The 16,488-nt window shown below is 71.6% G+C and carries 14 protein-coding genes; 5 read left to right on the forward strand and 9 right to left on the reverse strand.

What is annotated here, in order from left to right; all coding sequences use genetic code 11:
• Positions 1-2: 2 nt before the first annotated feature.
• Entirely contained in the window at positions 3-3,050 is a 3,048-nt protein-coding gene (locus tag AB0G04_RS28340) for a glycoside hydrolase family 9 protein (protein WP_360988490.1), read from the reverse strand.
• A gap of 187 nt (positions 3,051-3,237) precedes the next feature.
• On the opposite strand from AB0G04_RS28340, the gene AB0G04_RS28345 reads away from it, so the two are divergent.
• Positions 3,238-3,552: a barstar family protein gene (locus AB0G04_RS28345; protein WP_360988492.1), complete on the forward strand. Its 315-nt coding sequence runs from the start codon at positions 3,238-3,240 to the stop codon at positions 3,550-3,552.
• 93 nt (positions 3,553-3,645) lie between these two features.
• Here AB0G04_RS28345 and AB0G04_RS28350 read toward each other — a convergent pair whose 3' ends face one another.
• Entirely contained in the window at positions 3,646-4,455 is an 810-nt protein-coding gene (locus AB0G04_RS28350) for an SDR family oxidoreductase (protein WP_360988494.1), read from the reverse strand.
• Between the two features lie 212 nt (positions 4,456-4,667).
• Complete coding sequence (locus tag AB0G04_RS28355) at positions 4,668-4,844, reverse strand: hypothetical protein (protein WP_360988496.1); 177 nt, start codon at positions 4,842-4,844, stop codon at positions 4,668-4,670.
• Between the two features lie 65 nt (positions 4,845-4,909).
• Here AB0G04_RS28355 and AB0G04_RS28360 point away from each other — a divergent pair, with 65 nt between their 5' ends.
• Positions 4,910-5,440 carry a hypothetical protein gene (locus AB0G04_RS28360; protein ID WP_360988498.1) on the forward strand — a complete coding sequence of 177 codons (531 nt, stop codon included), beginning with the start codon at positions 4,910-4,912 and terminating at the stop codon, positions 5,438-5,440.
• 33 nt (positions 5,441-5,473) lie between these two features.
• Here AB0G04_RS28360 and AB0G04_RS28365 read toward each other — a convergent pair whose 3' ends face one another.
• From AB0G04_RS28365 to AB0G04_RS28380, 4 genes are all read right to left on the reverse strand, one after another.
• Positions 5,474-5,956, reverse strand: a complete 483-nt coding sequence (locus AB0G04_RS28365; protein WP_360988810.1) for a DinB family protein — start codon at positions 5,954-5,956, stop codon at positions 5,474-5,476.
• A 91-nt stretch (positions 5,957-6,047) separates the two neighbouring features.
• Positions 6,048-7,334, reverse strand: a complete 1,287-nt coding sequence (locus AB0G04_RS28370; RefSeq protein WP_360988500.1) for a PEP/pyruvate-binding domain-containing protein — start codon at positions 7,332-7,334, stop codon at positions 6,048-6,050.
• Positions 7,331-7,930 (reverse strand): transcriptional regulator, encoded by a 600-nt coding sequence (locus AB0G04_RS28375; protein WP_360988502.1) that lies wholly within the window; start codon positions 7,928-7,930, stop codon positions 7,331-7,333. Before AB0G04_RS28375 ends, AB0G04_RS28370 begins: the two co-directional genes overlap by 4 nt.
• Positions 7,927-8,961: a TetR/AcrR family transcriptional regulator gene (locus tag AB0G04_RS28380; protein WP_360988504.1), complete on the reverse strand. Its 1,035-nt coding sequence runs from the start codon at positions 8,959-8,961 to the stop codon at positions 7,927-7,929. Before AB0G04_RS28380 ends, AB0G04_RS28375 begins: the two co-directional genes overlap by 4 nt.
• 236 nt (positions 8,962-9,197) lie before the next feature.
• Between AB0G04_RS28380 and AB0G04_RS28385 the strand changes: the two genes are divergently transcribed.
• Positions 9,198-10,751 carry an ATP-binding cassette domain-containing protein gene (locus AB0G04_RS28385; RefSeq protein WP_360988506.1) on the forward strand — a complete coding sequence of 518 codons (1,554 nt, stop codon included), beginning with the start codon at positions 9,198-9,200 and terminating at the stop codon, positions 10,749-10,751.
• Positions 10,752-10,795: 44 nt separating this feature from the next.
• Here AB0G04_RS28385 and AB0G04_RS28390 read toward each other — a convergent pair whose 3' ends face one another.
• Both AB0G04_RS28390 and AB0G04_RS28395 read right to left on the reverse strand, forming a co-directional pair.
• Positions 10,796-11,209 carry an ester cyclase gene (locus tag AB0G04_RS28390; protein WP_360988508.1) on the reverse strand — a complete coding sequence of 138 codons (414 nt, stop codon included), beginning with the start codon at positions 11,207-11,209 and terminating at the stop codon, positions 10,796-10,798.
• Between the two features lie 121 nt (positions 11,210-11,330).
• On the reverse strand, positions 11,331-12,938 hold the full coding sequence (locus AB0G04_RS28395) for a methyl-accepting chemotaxis protein (RefSeq protein ID WP_360988510.1): 1,608 nt from the start codon (positions 12,936-12,938) through the stop codon (positions 11,331-11,333).
• 179 nt (positions 12,939-13,117) lie between these two features.
• On the opposite strand from AB0G04_RS28395, the gene AB0G04_RS28400 reads away from it, so the two are divergent.
• Both AB0G04_RS28400 and AB0G04_RS28405 read left to right on the forward strand, forming a co-directional pair.
• Complete coding sequence (locus tag AB0G04_RS28400) at positions 13,118-15,034, forward strand: helix-turn-helix domain-containing protein (protein ID WP_360988512.1); 1,917 nt, start codon at positions 13,118-13,120, stop codon at positions 15,032-15,034.
• 99 nt (positions 15,035-15,133) lie between these two features.
• Positions 15,134-16,471, forward strand: a complete 1,338-nt coding sequence (locus AB0G04_RS28405; RefSeq protein WP_360988514.1) for an MFS transporter — start codon at positions 15,134-15,136, stop codon at positions 16,469-16,471.
• Positions 16,472-16,488: the final 17 nt, after the last annotated feature.

Raw genomic sequence — 16,488 nt, forward strand, 5'->3', positions numbered from 1 at the left:
TCTCAGCGGCAGGCGGATCCGTTGAGGGTAATCAGCTCCGGCGACGGGTTGGGGCCGCCGGGCGTTGTGGCGTTGAAGCCGAAATACACTGTCTGCCCCGGCTGAATCCGCCGGTTCCTGGTGACGTTCTTGCTGGTCACCGTTGCGCCGTCCTGCGTCGCCGCCGCCGACCACGCCTCCCGCAACCGCTGGCCGCCGAGGAACGCGAACCGTGCGGTCCACCCGTCGATCACCGTGGTCCCGGTGTTGGTCAGGGTCACCTGGGCGGTGAAGCCGCCGTTGCCCTGCCAGGGGCCGTAATTGCTGTAGGTCGCGTCGCAGGACACGCCGCCGGCCTGCTGACCGGTGCCCTGATCGGCGAGGAACGAGGACACCCACGCGAGTGCCGAGTTCCAGTTGATCGCCACCTCGTTCGTCGCGTACGACTCGATGTGGTCGACGTAGCAGAACATCGGCTTGCAGCCTTCCAGCAGATCCTTGGCGTACGGATCGTCGAGGCTCGCGTTGGCACCGCCGGCGAGCGAGCCGGCCGGCGGATGCGGCGTACTCGCGTCCGCCTGGTGGGCGAAGATTCGGCTGTGCTGGTTCTGCGAGAACTTTTCGCCCCAGCCGGTGACGTACGACTGGTTCAGCGCGTTGCGGCCGAAGATGTAGTCGACGCCCTGCAGCGCCCCGTCCCGGTACTTGACGTCACCGGTCAGGTCGTACGCGGTGGCCAGCACCTGGACGTTGTTCAGGACGTTGCTGTTCGCACCCCAGAAGTAGCTGCCCGCGTTGCCGGGCATGGGCAGGCCGTACGCCTGCGCCCGCAGGGTCTCCAGGTAGCGGTCGGCGGCCGCCGCGACCGACTGCCGCACGCGCTGCCGGTCGGCCTGCGGAAGCAGGTTGGGCACCGTGGCCAGGTCGAGCCGGCCGAGGGCGGCGGTGCTGCCCCAGCCGAAGCCGGTGGCGGCGAAGACGTCACCGGTGTGATGCGGGCTGGCCGTGAGGTCGTTCAGGAACGCCTGCTCGGCGGTGCTCAGGTACAGCTCCGCGGCGGCCCAGTAGAACTCGTCACTGACGTCGTTGTCGCCGTACCCGCCGCCACCGCCGCCGAGGTCCTGGGCGATCTTGGCGGGGTTCGCCTTCGCCGCGGTGTACGCCGTGCGCGCCACGCTCAGGCACCGGCCGGCGAACGCCGCGTCGTAGGGAGCGAACAGCCGCGCGCACTGTGCCGCGGTCGCCGCCAGGTTGAGCGTGGCCGCCGTCGACACCGGGTGCAGTTCACGCTGCTCCGGGTCGTCCTCGGGCTGCATCGGGATGCCGGTCCAGTTGGCGTCGTGCATCTTGTGGTGGGCCATTCCGGCGAACTGCCTGCCGGCCGGCACCTGCATCCGCATCAGGAACTCCAGCTCCCAGCGGGCCTCGTCCAGGATGTCCGGCACCTTGTTGCCGCGCTCGGGCACCCGCAGCGTGCTGTCCGCAAGTGCGGCGCCGTGCCCCGCCGTGGGCGCGGTCTTCGTGCGTTCGAAGGTGCTCATCAGCTGCTGCACGGCGATGCCACCGTTGACCACATATTTGCCGTGGTCACCCGCGTCGTACCAGCCGCCGCGGACGTCGAGCCGGTAGTCGCAGGAGCCGGCCCGGCACGGCACGTCGGTGTCGCCGCGGTTCGGTGCGACGCCGAGATGTCCGGCGGGGCGGGCGTACTCCTCGCCGACCAGGTCACCGTCGATCTCGATGCCACTGCGCTGGATGTAGAAGAACTGCAGGGCGTCGGAGCGCAGCTGCTGGTAGACGGTGCCGGAGATGTCGAACGGGTGGCTGGTCTGCCCGTCGGCGACAAGCGTGTATCCGGTGCCGGCGGTGCGGAAGGAACTGAAGTCGATGCTGTGCACGTTCTGCCCGGACGCCGGATCAACTCCGCGCGGCGTGCTGGTGCCGTCGGCGACCACGTCCCCGCCGGCGTTCTTCAGCTGCCAGGCGAGGGCCTCGGTGTCGTCGGTGACCACGGTCGCGTTCTTCGGCCCGGCGGGCAGATAGCCGACCTGGTTGACCCGGACCCGCGGTCCGGTCTCCGGCACATAGGGCGGCTCCTCCGCCCCGCCGATCAGGGAGACGTTGTCCAGGCACAGCGTGTACGCCGCCGCGCTGCCACCCACCTGGAAGGCGACCTGGCCCGCGGTGGTGTCGGCGGAGGCGGTGAAGGTGTACTCGAAGTGCTGCGGGCTCGCGGTGAGCACGACGTCCCGGGACAGGAACGAGGTGTACGGCTCCGCACCGAGCTGCACGTTCGCCCGGATCGTGGCCCCCGGCGTGGCGGAGGCGTCGAACGCGAACGTGTACGACGAGCCGGCCACCAGCGGGACACCGTTCTGCCCGATGCCGGCGTCCCAGGGGTTGGCCAGTCCGGCCGGAACCGCCGAGCACAGTCGCCCGTCGTCCACCCCGGTGGACGTGGTTCCGTACGAGTACCAGCCCGAGGTGCCGTCGGCGAAGTTGCCGTTCTCGATCTGTTCCGGACCGTCCGGGGGCGTCACGGCGTCGTCGCTGGTCAGGCTGACGTCGTCCAGGCAGAAGGTGAACCCGTCGGCGCTGCCGCCGAGCTGGAAGGTCAGCGTGCCGTTGGGGGAGTCGATGCCGGCGGTGAACTCGTACTCGAAGGTCTGCGCTTCGGCGGTGAGCGCGACGGCACGTGACAGCGCCGTGGTGTACGGCGCCTCGTTGAGCTGGACGTTGGCTCGGACACTGACGTCCGCACTTGCCGACGCGCTGAAGCTGAGGGCGTAGGCGGCTCCGTCGATCAGCGGGACGCTGTTGTGGCCGAGACTGACGTCCCAGGCGTTGGTGGTCCCGCCGGGGACGTCAGCGCAGAGCCGCCCGTCGACGATCGACGTGGGCGCGTTCTCGGTGGACCACCAGCCCGTGGAGCCGGAGGCGAACGTGCCGTTGGGGATGTGCTGGACCGGCTCGGCGGAGGCGGGGGCAGCTGTCAGAAGACTCAGCGCGAGGGTGGCCGCTACGCCTGCCGCGAGCAAGGCGGTGACGTCTCGCCGTCGATATGGATTCACAGAGGTCCTTCCGGTGGCATCACCGACCGATGATGGGAGCGCTCCCAGTAGGTATCGATTGTTACGAGCGGATTAACCTCTGTCAATCAACGGGCCGGCGTCCGCCAGCGGTGGGAGTCCTCGCCGGTCCGCGAGCTACTGTGTACGGCCGGGGATGTCGCACCACCGTTGTCGAAAGGGCACTCAGGTGACCACGGAACTCGTTGTCGATCTACGAGGCACGCGGATCGAGACGATCGACGACTTCTGGGATGCGGTGTCCGGCCCTTGCGAGCTTCCCTCCTGGTTCGGACGCAATGTCGACGCCTGGCGCGACACGATCCAGGCGCGGGGCATCTCGAACCTGATCGACCGCCATGACACCCTGGTCGTCCACGTCGACGGGACCACGGGCTTCTTCTCCCGAAAAGGCCGGGAGGTCAGAGACTTGCGGAGCACCTTCGCCGGGCGCCGGTCACGGCTGGTGGTACACCACTCCGCCAAGGCTGCCGGCGGAGCGTGAGTGTCCTGCATGATCCGCGTCGGCGGACGTCCGGAGACGGAGTGAGCTTGCGGAACCACGATGCCGACCCGGCGGAAACCGGGTGCGGCCTCGTCAGCCCTCGCGCCACTCGCCGGAGGTGAGGTGGGAGCCGGCCTGCGGGCCCATCAGCAGCATGCCGCCGTCGACGACCCAGGAGGCGCCGGTGACATAGGCGGCCTCGGGTGAGGCGAGCATGGCGATCACCGCAGCGACCTCGTTGGCGTCGCCGGGCCGGCCCACCGGGATACCGGGACGTGCCACCGTGTGCGGATCGACGTCCTCGTTGCCGGTCATCGCCGTGGCGATCTCCCCCGGGGCGACCGCGTTCACGGTGATTCCGGAGGCCGCCAGTTCCTGGGCCATAACCTTGGTGAGCAGGCCCAAGCCGCCTTTCGCCGCGCAGTACGCGCCCGATCCGACCCGTGGGGCATGCTCGTGCACGCTCGTGACATTGATGATGCGGCCGCCGCGGCCGGTGGCGAGCATCCGGCGGGCGGCGCGCTGGGCACAGAGGAACGGGCCGTCCAGGTCGACGGCGAGGACCTCCCGCCAGTCCTCCCAGCTGGTGTCGACGACCGGGGTGGAGATACCGGTGCCGGCGCAGTTCACCAGCACCCCCAGGCCGCCGAGAGCGCCGGCCAGGTCGTCGATGACCTCGGCGGCGCCCGGCAGCCGGACCAGGTCCAGCTGGCGGATCTCGCAGCGGCGGCCGGCGTCGCGGACCTTCGCGGCCACCTCCCGCGCGCCGGTGTCGTCGCCGCGGTACGTCACGCCGACGTCGAAACCGGCCTTGGCCAGGGCGACGGCGGTGGCCTCGCCGATGCCGGAGTCGGAGCCGGTGACGATCGCCACCCGGTCATAGTCATGGAATCGCTGGGGCATGCGGGCCGGATACCCCCGGCAGGAACCGGCACACACCGAGTACGGGAAAGCATCCGCAGCGCGAGAGCCGGACCCTGGTCGATCGTGCGGTATATGGACCTGATGTGCGCCTTGACGGTGTTGACCGGGACGCCGGGGTCGGCGGCGATCTCCGCGGCGGTCAACATGGTGGGCAGGTAGCGAACGGTCCGTACCCGGAGAACCGGGTTTCGCTAATCGAAAACGGTCGACCAGTCGTCCTTGATGCTGACCACCGTCCAGCCGTGACGGCCCGCGTCGTCCAGGGCCTGCTCGGCGCCGGCGGTGTAGTCGAACTCGCGCTCCTTGTCGTCATGCCGCACGAGCAGGCGCAGGAACGGCTTGGTCGCATGCTGTGCGAACTGGAGCATCGGGATGTCGCCGTTGGAGTTGCCGGCGGCGAGCAGTGGCCGGCGGCCGGTGCGGCATTGCCGCGGTGGCGCTGGCCTTCGCCGGGACGGCGGCCGGCATTGTCATCTGGCCGGCCTATCTCGCCGGAGTGCCGGACAACACCGGAATGGGCGTGGTGTGCGGCCCGGACGGCCGGGGTTACCGTGACGTGCCGGCGTACGGTGGCCTGCCGCCACATCCGATCATCGTGCAGGCGGTTCCTCCCGCCCGCCTGCCCTCGGATGCCGCCCCGGCCTGGCAGTGGCACGACATCCGCGACACCGGCGTCCTTCAGCTCGCCGCGTGTGTGCGACTGCTCAGCGATACGCCCAGCGGCGAGTTCTGCAGCTACACCAGGGGACTGCCGCAGGTCGCCGAACAGCAGGAAGTGCGGACCGCCCGGTACGAGATCACCGTCTTCGAGCTGCGTACCCATCGGGTGATCGACCGCCAGGAGATGGTCGGCGACCACGACGCCTGCCCCGAGTACAAGCTCGCTGATAAGGCCGTGTACACGGGCTTGAGCGACGCCCAACTGCACGCGGCACTCGACCGCCACGTCGACAGGCCTGGATAGCACCGCGGGCACCGACCGGCACCGACCGTGCCGTCAGGCGGGGCGGGCGGCGAGGATCTGCTCGCGGAGGATGTCGGCGTGGCCGCAGTGCTGGGCCAGTTCGCGCAGCAGATGCAGGTAGATCCAGCGCAGCGGCAGCGGCCCGCGACGGTTGCCGGTCACCACGTCGTCCAGGCTCAGCGCCGCCGCGGCCTGCCGGGACGCCGCGCAGGCGGCGCGGTGGGCGGCCCGCACGCTGTCGATGGTGTCGCCGTCGTCGAGGGCGAACGACTCGCCGGGCGTGTCCGGGATGCCGATCTCGCTGCGCGGCCGGCCGGTGAACGCCTCGTCGAACCACACCTTCTCGACGAATCCGGCGTGCTTGACGAGGCCGAGCAGGGTGGTCCGGGACGGGACCAGCCGGCGCCGTGCCTCCTCCTCGGTCAGGCCGTCGAGGCTGTCGTGCAGGGCCGAGCGGTGGTCGTCGAGGAACGACTCCCATTGGACCCGGAGCGGCTGATCGATGACGTCGTCCATGGGCACCCGCCCACCCTCCCATGCGGGATCGCCCCGTCGCCGGCACCCCCGCATCGTCGCGTGTCGCCACGCCGGGTGCGGCGGAGGCGTCCTACGGGGACAGTGCGGTGTCCGCTGATGCGGCCCAGGCGAGCAGGCGGTCCAGGTGGGAGCCGCTTTCGTCGGTGGTGGTCTCGGCCGTGCCGGCGACCAGTTCGCCGCCGGTGCCGTCGATGGTGATCAGGACCCCTTCGGGCAGGGTGCGGCCGGAGGTCAGGATCTGCCCGGAGGCCAAGTCCACGGTGAGCCCGGCGGCGCCGACGATCGCCGCCTTGCCCATCGCGCGGGCGACGACGGCGGCGTGGCTGGTGGGGCCGCCGACGGTCGTGACGATGCCGGCGGCCGCCGCCAGGCCGTGCATGTCGAGAGGGGACGTGTGCGGCCGGACCAGGATCACCGGGCCGTCGGCGGCCATCCGGGCGGCCCGGTCGGCGGTCACCGCGATCCGGCCGGTTGCCACGCCGGGGCTGGCGCCGGTGCCGCGGGCGATCACGTCCAGGTCGTCGGTGATCAGGATCCTGGGGGTACGCGCCGCGCGGATCTGCCGTGCCGAGACGCGCCGCACGGCCGTCGCCCGGTCGATGATCCGTTCGTCGGCGAGGTCGACCGCGACCCGTACCGCCGCGCGCCCGGCCAGTCCGCCCGGCCGTACCTGCAGGAACCACAGCCGGCCGGACTCGAAGGTGAACTCGACGTGGCAGACGTCGCGGTAGTGCCGTTCCACCCGGTCCAGGCCGTCGAGCAGGGCCGCCCACACCGCCGGTTCGCGCTGTTCGAGCTCGCCCAGCGGCCGGGTGGCGACCCGCCCGGAGACGACGTCCGTGCCGGGACGCTCGAACAGCACGTCACCGTACGGATGTCTGGCGCCGGTACTGGGATCACGGCTGAACGCGACGCCGCTGCCGCTGTGCTCGTCACGGTCGCCCGACACCATCGCCTGGACGACCACCGCGGTGCCCAGGTCGTGGGGAATGCCGTGCAGTTCACGGTACGTGACAGCGCGCGGCAGCAGCCATGACGAGAAGACGGCCTCGACCGCGGCCCGCAGGTCCGCCGAGCGCGGATCCACGTCGAGGAAGGTGTCCATCATGCCGGGCATCGACACGGCCGCCCCGGACCGCACGGACACGAGCGCGGCCCGGAGGTCGCGTGCCGCGGCGTCGAGACCGTCCGGGAACGTGCCGTCGCGCAGATAGGCCCGGCAGGCCGCGGGCGGGATCACGAAGCCGGGCGGCACCGGCAGGCCGAGCCGCATCAGCGTGACGAGCCCGTGCCCCTTGCCGCCGAGCACCCCGGGTCCCGCCGGGTCGCCGGGGGACAGTGGACGGATGCCGGTCATCGCGGGATGCCCAGGGTGACCAGAAGGTCTTCGTGCAGCTGGAACCACACGTTGTGGTAAGACGTGGTGGTGTCGGCCAGGTGCTCCAGCTCGCCGGCCGTGGCCCGCGCGAGTGCCGCCGTCAGCCGTTCCCGGTAACGCGCGAACCGGGGCAGCGCGGTCCCGAGGTCGGCGCAGACGTCCGCCGCCCGCCGGTCGAGGTCGGCGAAGCGGGCCAGCACCCGGGCGTCGTAGCCGGCGTCGGTGTGGTCGTTGACCTCGGTCACCCCGTGGACCGGCCGCATGTGCCAGGCCGTGCACAGGTCCAGCAGTTCCGGGTTGAGCACCAGGAAGCGTTCGAACGCACCGGTGACCGCGTCCCGGGTGCCGGCCGCCGCGAGTTCCGCGGCGACGAGCCGGGCGTCCTCCGATTTGCCGGCCTCGGTCAGGCCCCAGCCGCCGAACGGGCCGGGAGTGCGGGTGACGAGGCCTTCGACGGCGAGGTCGATGAGCCGGGACTCGGCGTCGGCCTCGGTCAGGGCGGCGGCGTCGGCGACGCGGGCCGGGTCGGTGAAGCCGAGGCAGCGCAGGGTGTGCAGAACGAGAAGGTCGGTCACGGCGCGACCGCCACGGCGTGCCCGGCTCCCCGGCCGGACGCGCGGGCCACGATCCGGCCGTCCCGGATGCGGACCGCGGTCTCGGTGTCGTCGGTGATCGCAGCGCCGGCTGCCGCGGCGAGCGCCGGGCCGTCGTCGAGCTCGATGTGCAGCGGCGCGGCAGCCACCGGTGGGAACGCCCGCCGCAGGCAGGCCGTGAACTCGGTGATCCGCAGCCGGACGAGTGCGCCGGTCTCGGCCGGGTCGCCGGAGACGACGGCCACGGTCACCCGTTCACCGCCGGCGGCCCGGACGGCCTCCTCCGCGGCGCCGAGGCGGGCCGAGCCGAGAATCACGAGCACCCCGTCGTCGGCCACGCCGTCCGCCGGATGCCATGGGTCGTCGCGGGGCTCGGCGTCCCGTACGAAGGGGAGATGGGGTGGATCCCACTCGTCGTGCAGCGTGGTGCGCGCCAGGTGTCCGCAGGCCTGGGTGACGTCGAACGGGTCGCCGAAACCGGGAGCCGTTCCGGCCAGGTGGTCGGCACCGTGCAGCAGGGTGAGGATCAGCTCGGCCAGCCGCACCCGGCGGCCGGCGACCGGCGGGCAGGCCTCCAGAGCCAGGCCCAGCATCAGGCTCTCCAGCCGGGTGATCGCGGCGAGGACAGCGCGGCCGGACCGGTCGTCGAAGACCCCGGTCACCGAACGGGACCGCAGCCGGCCCGCGGCCGCGCTGTCACCGGCCAGCGGGAGCCGCTCGAGCCAGGTGCGGGCGAACGCCTCGGCCGCGGCGCCGGCCTCGAGCCGCCCGGATGTCGCGGTGGCCGGAAGCGGGGACGCGTGCGGTGACGTGTGGTCGAGCAGCACCGCCATGTAGAGCGAGCGTTTGCTCGTGAAGTTCGAATACACCGCACCGCGGGTGAGATCGGCGCGAGCCGCTATCCGGTCGACCTTGGCATCGGCATAGCCGTGCTCGGCGAACTCCTCCACCGCCGCGTCGAGCACGGCGGCCCGCGTCCGCGCCTGTTGCTGCACCCTCGTCAACCGGACCATGCCGTCAAGATACACCGGCCATCCCGATGATAAGAACATCCGAATATTCGGGTGACGGTGGCCGGGAGACCGGTTAGCCTCCTCGGCATGTTCATGGGACTTGCCTTCGTGAGGATCCGCAGCGCCCGCTGACGGCGGCGCGACCTGCACGATTGATCCGCCGCCGTCTCGGTGTCATGCCGGGCGGCCGTTTCCGGCTACCCGGCTCATCCTCGAGCTGCGGAGCACACAGCACCATGTCCCTTGCGCATCTTCGTGCCGACGACGTCACCGTTCGTCTCGGCGCCCGCCTGGTCCTCGATGCGGTTTCCGTCACCGTCCCGGCCGGTTCCCGGCTGGCCGTCGCCGGCGAGAACGGGCGGGGCAAGACCACCCTGCTGCACGTCCTCGCCGGACTGATCACACCCGACTCCGGTTCGGTGCGGCGGTCCGGCACGATCGGCCTCGCCGCCCAGGCCTTGCACGCCCATCCGGGCGACACGGTCGGCACCCTGACCGGTGCCGCGCTGCGCGAGTCGCTGGAGGCGCTCGCCGCCCTGGACGAGGCGGCCACCGAGCTGGCCGCGGATCGGGCCGGCGCCGGCGACCGGTACGCGTCCGCCCTGGACACCGTCACCCGGCTGGACGCCTGGGACGCCGAACGCCGCGTCGACATTGCGCTGGAAGCCCTCGGCGCGTGCACCGACCGGAGCCGTGAGCTGCGTACCCTCTCGGTGGGCCAGCGCTACCGGGTGCGCCTGGCGTGCCTGCTCGGGGCGTACCACGATCTGCTCCTGCTCGATGAACCCACCAACCACCTGGACGCCTCCGGCCTGGCCTTCCTGACCGCGCGGCTGCGTGCGCACCCCGGCGGCATCGTCCTGGTCAGCCACGACCGGCAGTTGCTGCGCGATGTCGCCCACGAGTTCCTCGACTTGGACCCGAGCCGGGACGGCCGGGCCCGGACGTACGCCGGCGGCTACGACGCATGGCAGCGGGGCCGCCGGCGGGACCGGGAGCGATGGTCGCAGGAGTACGACGAGCAGCAGGCCGAGCATCGCCGCCTGACCGAGGCGGTCGACCGGGCACGGTCCCGGCTGCGTACCGGCTGGCGTCCGGACAAGGGCGTCAACAAGCACAGACGTCAATCCCACACGCCGGGCGTGGTGCAGGCCCTCAACCGGGAGCGGGAGGCTCTCGAGGCGCACCCGATCACCGTTCCGGAGCCGCCACCGGTGCTGCGCCCGCCGGAGCCGGACACCCGCAAAGGCGTGCCGCTGCTACGTGCCGAGGAGGTCCGGGTGCCCGGCCGGCTGGACCGCCCGGTGACCCTGTCCCTCTCCGGCGGTGACCGCCTGCTGGTCACCGGTCCGAACGGCGCCGGTAAGTCCACCCTGTTGTCGCTGCTCGCCGGTTGCCTGCGGCCGGTGACCGGGGTGGTCCACCGCTCCGCGGACGCGGACGTCGCCCTGGTCGCCCAGGAGGTCCCGGAGTGGCCGGCCGACGCCACCCCGGACCGGCTGCTGGCCGGGCGCGGCACGATGGGGCTGCTGGACGCGGAGGCGCTGGGTACTCCGGTGCGGTTCCTGTCGCAGGGCCAGCAGCGCCGCCTCGACCTCGCTCTGCAGCTGGCGGGCGGCCCGGATCTGCTGATCTTCGACGAGCCCACCAACCATCTGTCGTCCACCCTGGTCGACGAGCTGACCGGAGTCCTGCTGTCCACTCCGGCCGCGGTCGTGGTCGCGACCCACGACCGCAGGCTGCTGGCCGACCTGGCCACCTGGCCCCGCCTGCATCTCGGCCCGGCGTAGCGGGGTCCCCGGGCGGTACGGGTGCGCCGGACCGCCCGGGGACGTCAGGCGTCAGCGGGTCCGGAGATCTGTCCCATGAGGCTCGTCATGTCGGGCGACACCCACTCCTCCGCTATCTTGTCGCCTTCGACGCGGTAGATGTCGATGCTGGTGAACGCGACCTGCCGGCCGGTGGGCGGCACACCCTGGAACAGGCCGGTGTGTGTGCCGCTGAATCGCAGGCGCACCGCGACCTTGTCGCCGGCACCGAAGATGTCCTCGATGGTGATGCGGAGGTCGGCGAAGCCGTCGCGCATCGCCTGGACGCCGAGCTTCCAGATGTCCCGGCCGTACAGCGGATCGGGCAGTCCGGGGAGGTTGACGACGAAGTTCTCGGTGAGCTGTTCAGCGCACGCGTCGAGGCTGCCGTGCTGCAGTGTCTCGAAGGCCTTGCGTACGACCGTGACGTTCTCCGTCATCGTGATCGCCCCTTCCGAAGCGTCCGGTTGCAATACGACTGCACTGTAACCGTGATGACAATACGATCGCAATGCCAAAACATCGGCCATGCCGGTACGGGGCACGGCGGCACGCGCATGGTCAGACGTGGTAACCGCTGACGGCACCGCCCAGGCGCTCGGCCATGCCGGCCAGCTCGGCGGCGGTGCTGCGGGCCTCGCCGGCGCTCCGGGTGGTCTGGTTGGCGGTGGTGGCGACATTGGTGATGTCGGCGGCGATGGTTCCGGAGCCGTTGGCGGCCTGCGCCACGTTGCGGCCCATCTCGCCGGTGGTGGCGGTCTGTTCCTCGACGGCGGCCGCGATGGTGGTGGCGTAGTCGTTGATCTGGGCGATCACGTCACCGATGTCGCCGATCGCGGCGACCGCGGCGTCGGTGTCGGACTGGATGGCGGAGATCCGCTTGCTGATGTCCTCGGTGGCCCGGGCGGTCTCCTGAGCCAGGTCCTTGACCTCGGAGGCGACGACCGCGAAACCCTTGCCGGACTCGCCGGCGCGGGCGGCCTCGATGGTGGCGTTGAGGGCGAGCAGGTTGGTCTGTTCGGCGATGCTGGTGATCGCGTTGATCACCTCGGTGATCTCGGCACTGGCCTGGCCGAGTTTGGCCATCGTGTCGCTGGTGCGCTGGGCCGCGGTGGTGGCCGTGCCGGCGACCTGGGCCGCGTCGCCGGCGCTGGTGGCGATCTCGCGGATGGAGGCGCTCATCTCCTCGGTGCCGGCGGCGACGGTCTGCACGTTGGAGGAGATCACCTCGGCCGCCGCGGAGACCGAACCGGCCTGGTCGGCGGTGGTCTGGGCGGAGCGGGTGAGTTCCTCCGCGATGACGGACAGCCGGTCGGACGTGGTGGCCAGGGCGGCGGCGTCGTCGCGGACGTGCCGGACCGTGGTGGCGACGGTGGACGCCGTGCTGTTGAGTGCCTTCGCCAGTTTGCCGATCTCGTCGGTGCCACTGATCCGGGCGCGGGCGGTCAGGTCGCCGTCGTCGATGTGGCGCAGCACGTCGACGCACTGGGCCATCGGCCGGGTGATGCCCCGGGCGAACAGGATCGCGACGACCGCGCCGATCAGCAGGACGATCACGATCGCGGTGATGATGACGGCCCGGCCCGTGCCGTAGGCGTCGACGGCGTCCTGGTGAGAGGTGGTGGCGTCGGCGACGGCCGCTTCGGAGAGCGCGGTGAGGGCGTCGCGCATCTCGGCGATCAGCGGCTGGAGATCGTTCTCCCGGACCGCCCGTACCCGCGGCAGGTTGCCCGCCTCGGCGAGAGGGAACAACTGGTCCGTCACGATTGTCAGGTAGTTCTGCCAGGCGTCGCCGAACCTGTCGAGGCTCTCCCGTTCGCCGCTCGTCGCCAGCTCCCGCACCGCGGTGGACTGCGCGGCGACGGCGTCCACCTCGGCGGTGAAGTCCCGCTCCTCGGCGGCCCGGCCGGCGTCGTCGCCGGCCAGCAGATAGCCGAGCGCGCTGATCCGGACCCGGTTGAAGGACGAGCGCAGATCGGCGACGGCCTGCGTCTTCAGGGTCTGTGCGTACTCGCCCTTGCTGGCGGACGCGAGCGTGGACATCTGGCTGAGCGCGAAGACGCCGACGGCACCGCCGAGCACCGCCACCAGCATCACGACCACGAGGATCTTGGTGCCGATGCGCACGTTGCCGGCCAGCCGGGCCGTCGATGGTACGGGCTCGGTCATGACGTCGTTCCCCTCGTCGGCGATTGGCCCCGGAAGGAATCATTCGCCATCCGGCTGGCGGCCACGCCCGATTGCCCCGAAAACTGCTCCGCACTGTGGGCTTCCGACATGACCGGACCGCTGCGGCTGGTGGATTCCGCCATGGATGAGGGTCGTGTGTGACTCGTAGGGTGTGCGGCATGCCGAGCGAGCTCGAGTATCTGGACCTGCTCGCCCGTGAGGCGGCGCTGATCGAGTTCGAACGGCCGGTACTGGCGGCGCGCACCGCGGGCGCGTCCGGAGACCGGCTCGACGAGCTGGAGCGGGCGAAACTGTCCGCCCTCAAGGTGCGGGCGCTGCTCGAACGCCGCCGCCGGCGCGAGGAGGAGCTGTCCGCCCTGTACGACACGGCCGGCGACCTGGCCGGGCTGCGGGACGTGGACGCGGTGCTGCGGGCCATCGTGCACCGGGTCCGCACCCTGCTGAACGTGGACGTCTCCTACATGACGCTCAACGACGCCGAGCGCGGGGACACGTACATGCGGATCACCGACGGCTCGGTGGCGGCCAGTTTCCAGTCGCTGCGGCTGCCGCCCGGCGCGGGGCTCGGTGGGTTGGTGGCGCTGACCGGGGCGCCCTACGCGACGGCGAACTACCCGACCGATCCCCGGTTCCGGCACACCCACGACATCGACGAAGGGGTCGGTGACGAAGGGCTGGTGGCGATTCTGGGCGTACCGATGCGGCTGGGGTCGGCGGTGATCGGGGTGCTGTTCGCCGCCAACCGGGCCGAGCGTCCGTTCGGGCGGGAGGAGGTGGCGCTGCTGTCCTCGCTGGCCGCGCACGCGGCCGTCGCCCTGGACACGGCCCGCCTGCTCAGCGAGACACAGACGGCGCTGACCGAGCTGTCGGCCGCGAACGAGGTGATCCGGGCGCACAGCGCGTCGGTGGAGCGGGCCGCCGCCGCGCACGACCGGATGACCGCGGTGGTGCTGCGCGGGGGAGGGGTCGAGGACGTGGCCGCCGACCTGGTCGGCGTGCTGCAGGGGGCACTGCTGGTGATCGACGCCGACGGCCGGGCGTTGACCACCGCACGAACCCCGGACAGCCCCGCGGACCTGCCGGAACCGGCCGGGGCGACCGTCGACGAGGCGGTCGCCGCGTCCCGTGGTGAGGGCCGCAGCGTGCGCCGCGGTGACCTGATGATCGCCGCGGTGGTGGCCGGTGCCGACAACCTGGGCGCCCTGGTGTTCCGGCCCGACCATCCGCTCACCGACGCCGACCAGCGGATCCTGGAGCGGGCCGCCCAGGTGACGGCGCTGCTGCTGCTGTTCCGGCGGACCGTGGCCGACGCCGAGGCCCAGGTCCGCGGTGACCTGCTGGACGACCTGATCAGCCGGCCGGTCCGCGATCCCGAGGCGGTACGCTCCCGGGCCGCCCGCCTCGGCCTGGACATGGAGGCCCCCTGGGTGGTGGTGGCGGCCGGCGACGACACCGGTGACGGCCTCGGCCAGCGGGCCGCCTCCTGGGCGCGGACGTTCGCGGCCGCACGCCGTGGCCTGGCCATGCCCCGCGACGGCCGGGTCGCGCTGCTGCTTCCCGGCGCCGACCCGGCCGGGACCGCCCGGCTGGTGGCCCGCGAGCTGAGCCGGACGCTGGGCCGGCCGGTCACCGCGGGTGGAGCCGGTCCGGCCCGCGGGACGGCGGCGGTGGCGGGTGCCTACCGGGAGGCCGACCAGTGCCTGAGCGCGCTGATCACCCTGGGCCGGTCCGGCAGCGGCGCGGGCGCGGCCGATCTGGGGTACGTGGGCCTGCTGCTCGGCGACCGCCGGGACGTCGCCGGGTTCGTCGGCGGGGTGGCCGGCCCGGTGATCGACTACGACGCCCGCCGCGGCACCGCCCTGATCCGCACCCTGGAGGCGTACTTCGAGGCCGGCGGTGGACTGGCCCGCGCCGCCGAGACCCTGCACGTGCACGTCAACACGGTCACCCAGCGCCTGGACCGGGTGGCGCAACTACTCGGCGAGGACTGGCAGAGCCCGAACCGGGCGCTCGACCTTCAGCTGGCACTGCGCCTGCACCGGTTGCGCGGCCCCCTGGGTGACGCCCCCACCTGAACGGTCCTCAATGTGTGTGCCCGCTCCATGGGTTCGCGACCGGTGCCGGACGTAGCGTCCCGGTACCACCGAAACCCGTGAACCCCCGGAAGGACCGCCATGGCCACGATCGCCACCGAACGTGCCCCGATAGTCAAGGTCGTCTTCGCGTCGCTGGTCGGCACCGCCGTGGAGTGGTACGACTTCTTCCTCTACGGCTCCGCCGCCGCGCTCGTCTTCGGCACCCTGTTCTTCCCCTCGTCGGACCCGGTCACCGGCACCCTGCTGGCGTTCGGCACCTACGCCCTCGGGTTCGTCGCCCGCCCGCTCGGCGGCATCGTGTTCGGCCACTTCGGCGACCGGGTGGGCCGCAAGAAGATGCTTGTGGTGTCGCTGATGGTGATGGGCGTGGCGACCGTCGCGATCGGACTGCTGCCCACCTACGCCACCATCGGTGTCGCCGCGCCGGTGCTGCTGCTGATCTGCCGCCTCGCGCAGGGCTTCGCGGTCGGTGGCGAGTGGGGCGGTGCGGTGCTGATGGCGGCCGAGCACGGCGACGACGCCCGCCGGGGGTTCTGGTCGTCGTGGCCGCAGGCCGGTGTGGCACTGGGTAACCTGCTGGCCACCGGGGTGCTGTGGGTCCTCGCGCTGGTGCAGTCCGACGAGGCGTTCAAGTCCTGGGGATGGCGGGTCCCGTTCCTGCTCAGCGCGGTGCTGGTGCTGGTCGGGCTCTGGGTGCGGATGACGATCGAGGAGTCGCCGGTCTTCCGGCAGACCCAGGAACTGCTCAAGGACCGCAAGCAGGATCATCAGCCGTTGCGTGAGGTGATCCGCCGCTACCCGCGTGAGGTCCTGCTGGCGATGGGCATGCGGCTTGCCGAGAACATCGGGTATTACCTGGTCACGGTCATCTCGATCACCTACCTGACGACCTATGCCGGTACGTCGGCGGACAAGGGCATGATCCTGACCGCGCTGCTGATCGGCTCGGCCGTACAGTTCGTGGTGATCCCGCTGATCGGGGCGCTCTCCGACCGGGTCGGGCGCCGCCCGCTCTACCTCACCGGGGCGGTCGGCCTGGCGATCTGGTCGTTCGTCTTCTTCGGGCTGCTGGAGAGCCGGTCCGAGCCGAAGATCATTCTCGCGGTCCTGGTCGGGCTGGTGCTGCACGCCCTGATGTACGCGCCGCAGGCGGCCTTCTTCTCCGAGCTGTTCGGCACCTCGGTCCGCTACACCGGTGCGTCGGTCGGATACCAGCTGGCGTCGATCCTGGCCGGGGCACTGGCGCCGATCATCGCGCTCAAGCTGCTCGGCGACGTGACCGACCCGAACCCGACGGCGGTGGCGATCTACATGACCGTCGCCTCGGTGCTCACCGTCGTGGCGGTGCTGCTCGCCAAGGAGACCGCGCGCACCTCGCTGCGCCACGACCGTACGCTCGAGGAGACGGCCGGCTGACCTGTGCCGGATGGGAC

It is taken from the genome of Actinoplanes sp. NPDC023801 (assembly GCF_040639655.1).
Lineage (GTDB): Bacteria > Actinomycetota > Actinomycetes > Mycobacteriales > Micromonosporaceae > Actinoplanes.

Coding starts and splice junctions, on each gene's coding strand:
- AB0G04_RS28405 (WP_360988514.1), top strand. CDS start 15,134: ATGGCCACGATCGCCACCGAACGTGCCCCGATAGTCAAGGTCGTCTTC.
- AB0G04_RS28350 (WP_360988494.1), bottom strand. CDS start 4,455: ATGCCCCAGCGATTCCATGACTATGACCGGGTGGCGATCGTCACCGGC.
- AB0G04_RS28365 (WP_360988810.1), bottom strand. CDS start 5,956: ATGGACGACGTCATCGATCAGCCGCTCCGGGTCCAATGGGAGTCGTTC.
- AB0G04_RS28370 (WP_360988500.1), bottom strand. CDS start 7,334: ATGACCGGCATCCGTCCACTGTCCCCCGGCGACCCGGCGGGACCCGGG.
- AB0G04_RS28400 (WP_360988512.1), top strand. CDS start 13,118: ATGCCGAGCGAGCTCGAGTATCTGGACCTGCTCGCCCGTGAGGCGGCG.
- AB0G04_RS28355 (WP_360988496.1), bottom strand. CDS start 4,844: ATGCTCCAGTTCGCACAGCATGCGACCAAGCCGTTCCTGCGCCTGCTC.
- AB0G04_RS28385 (WP_360988506.1), top strand. CDS start 9,198: ATGTCCCTTGCGCATCTTCGTGCCGACGACGTCACCGTTCGTCTCGGC.
- AB0G04_RS28395 (WP_360988510.1), bottom strand. CDS start 12,938: ATGACCGAGCCCGTACCATCGACGGCCCGGCTGGCCGGCAACGTGCGC.
- AB0G04_RS28380 (WP_360988504.1), bottom strand. CDS start 8,961: ATGGTCCGGTTGACGAGGGTGCAGCAACAGGCGCGGACGCGGGCCGCC.
- AB0G04_RS28390 (WP_360988508.1), bottom strand. CDS start 11,209: ATGACGGAGAACGTCACGGTCGTACGCAAGGCCTTCGAGACACTGCAG.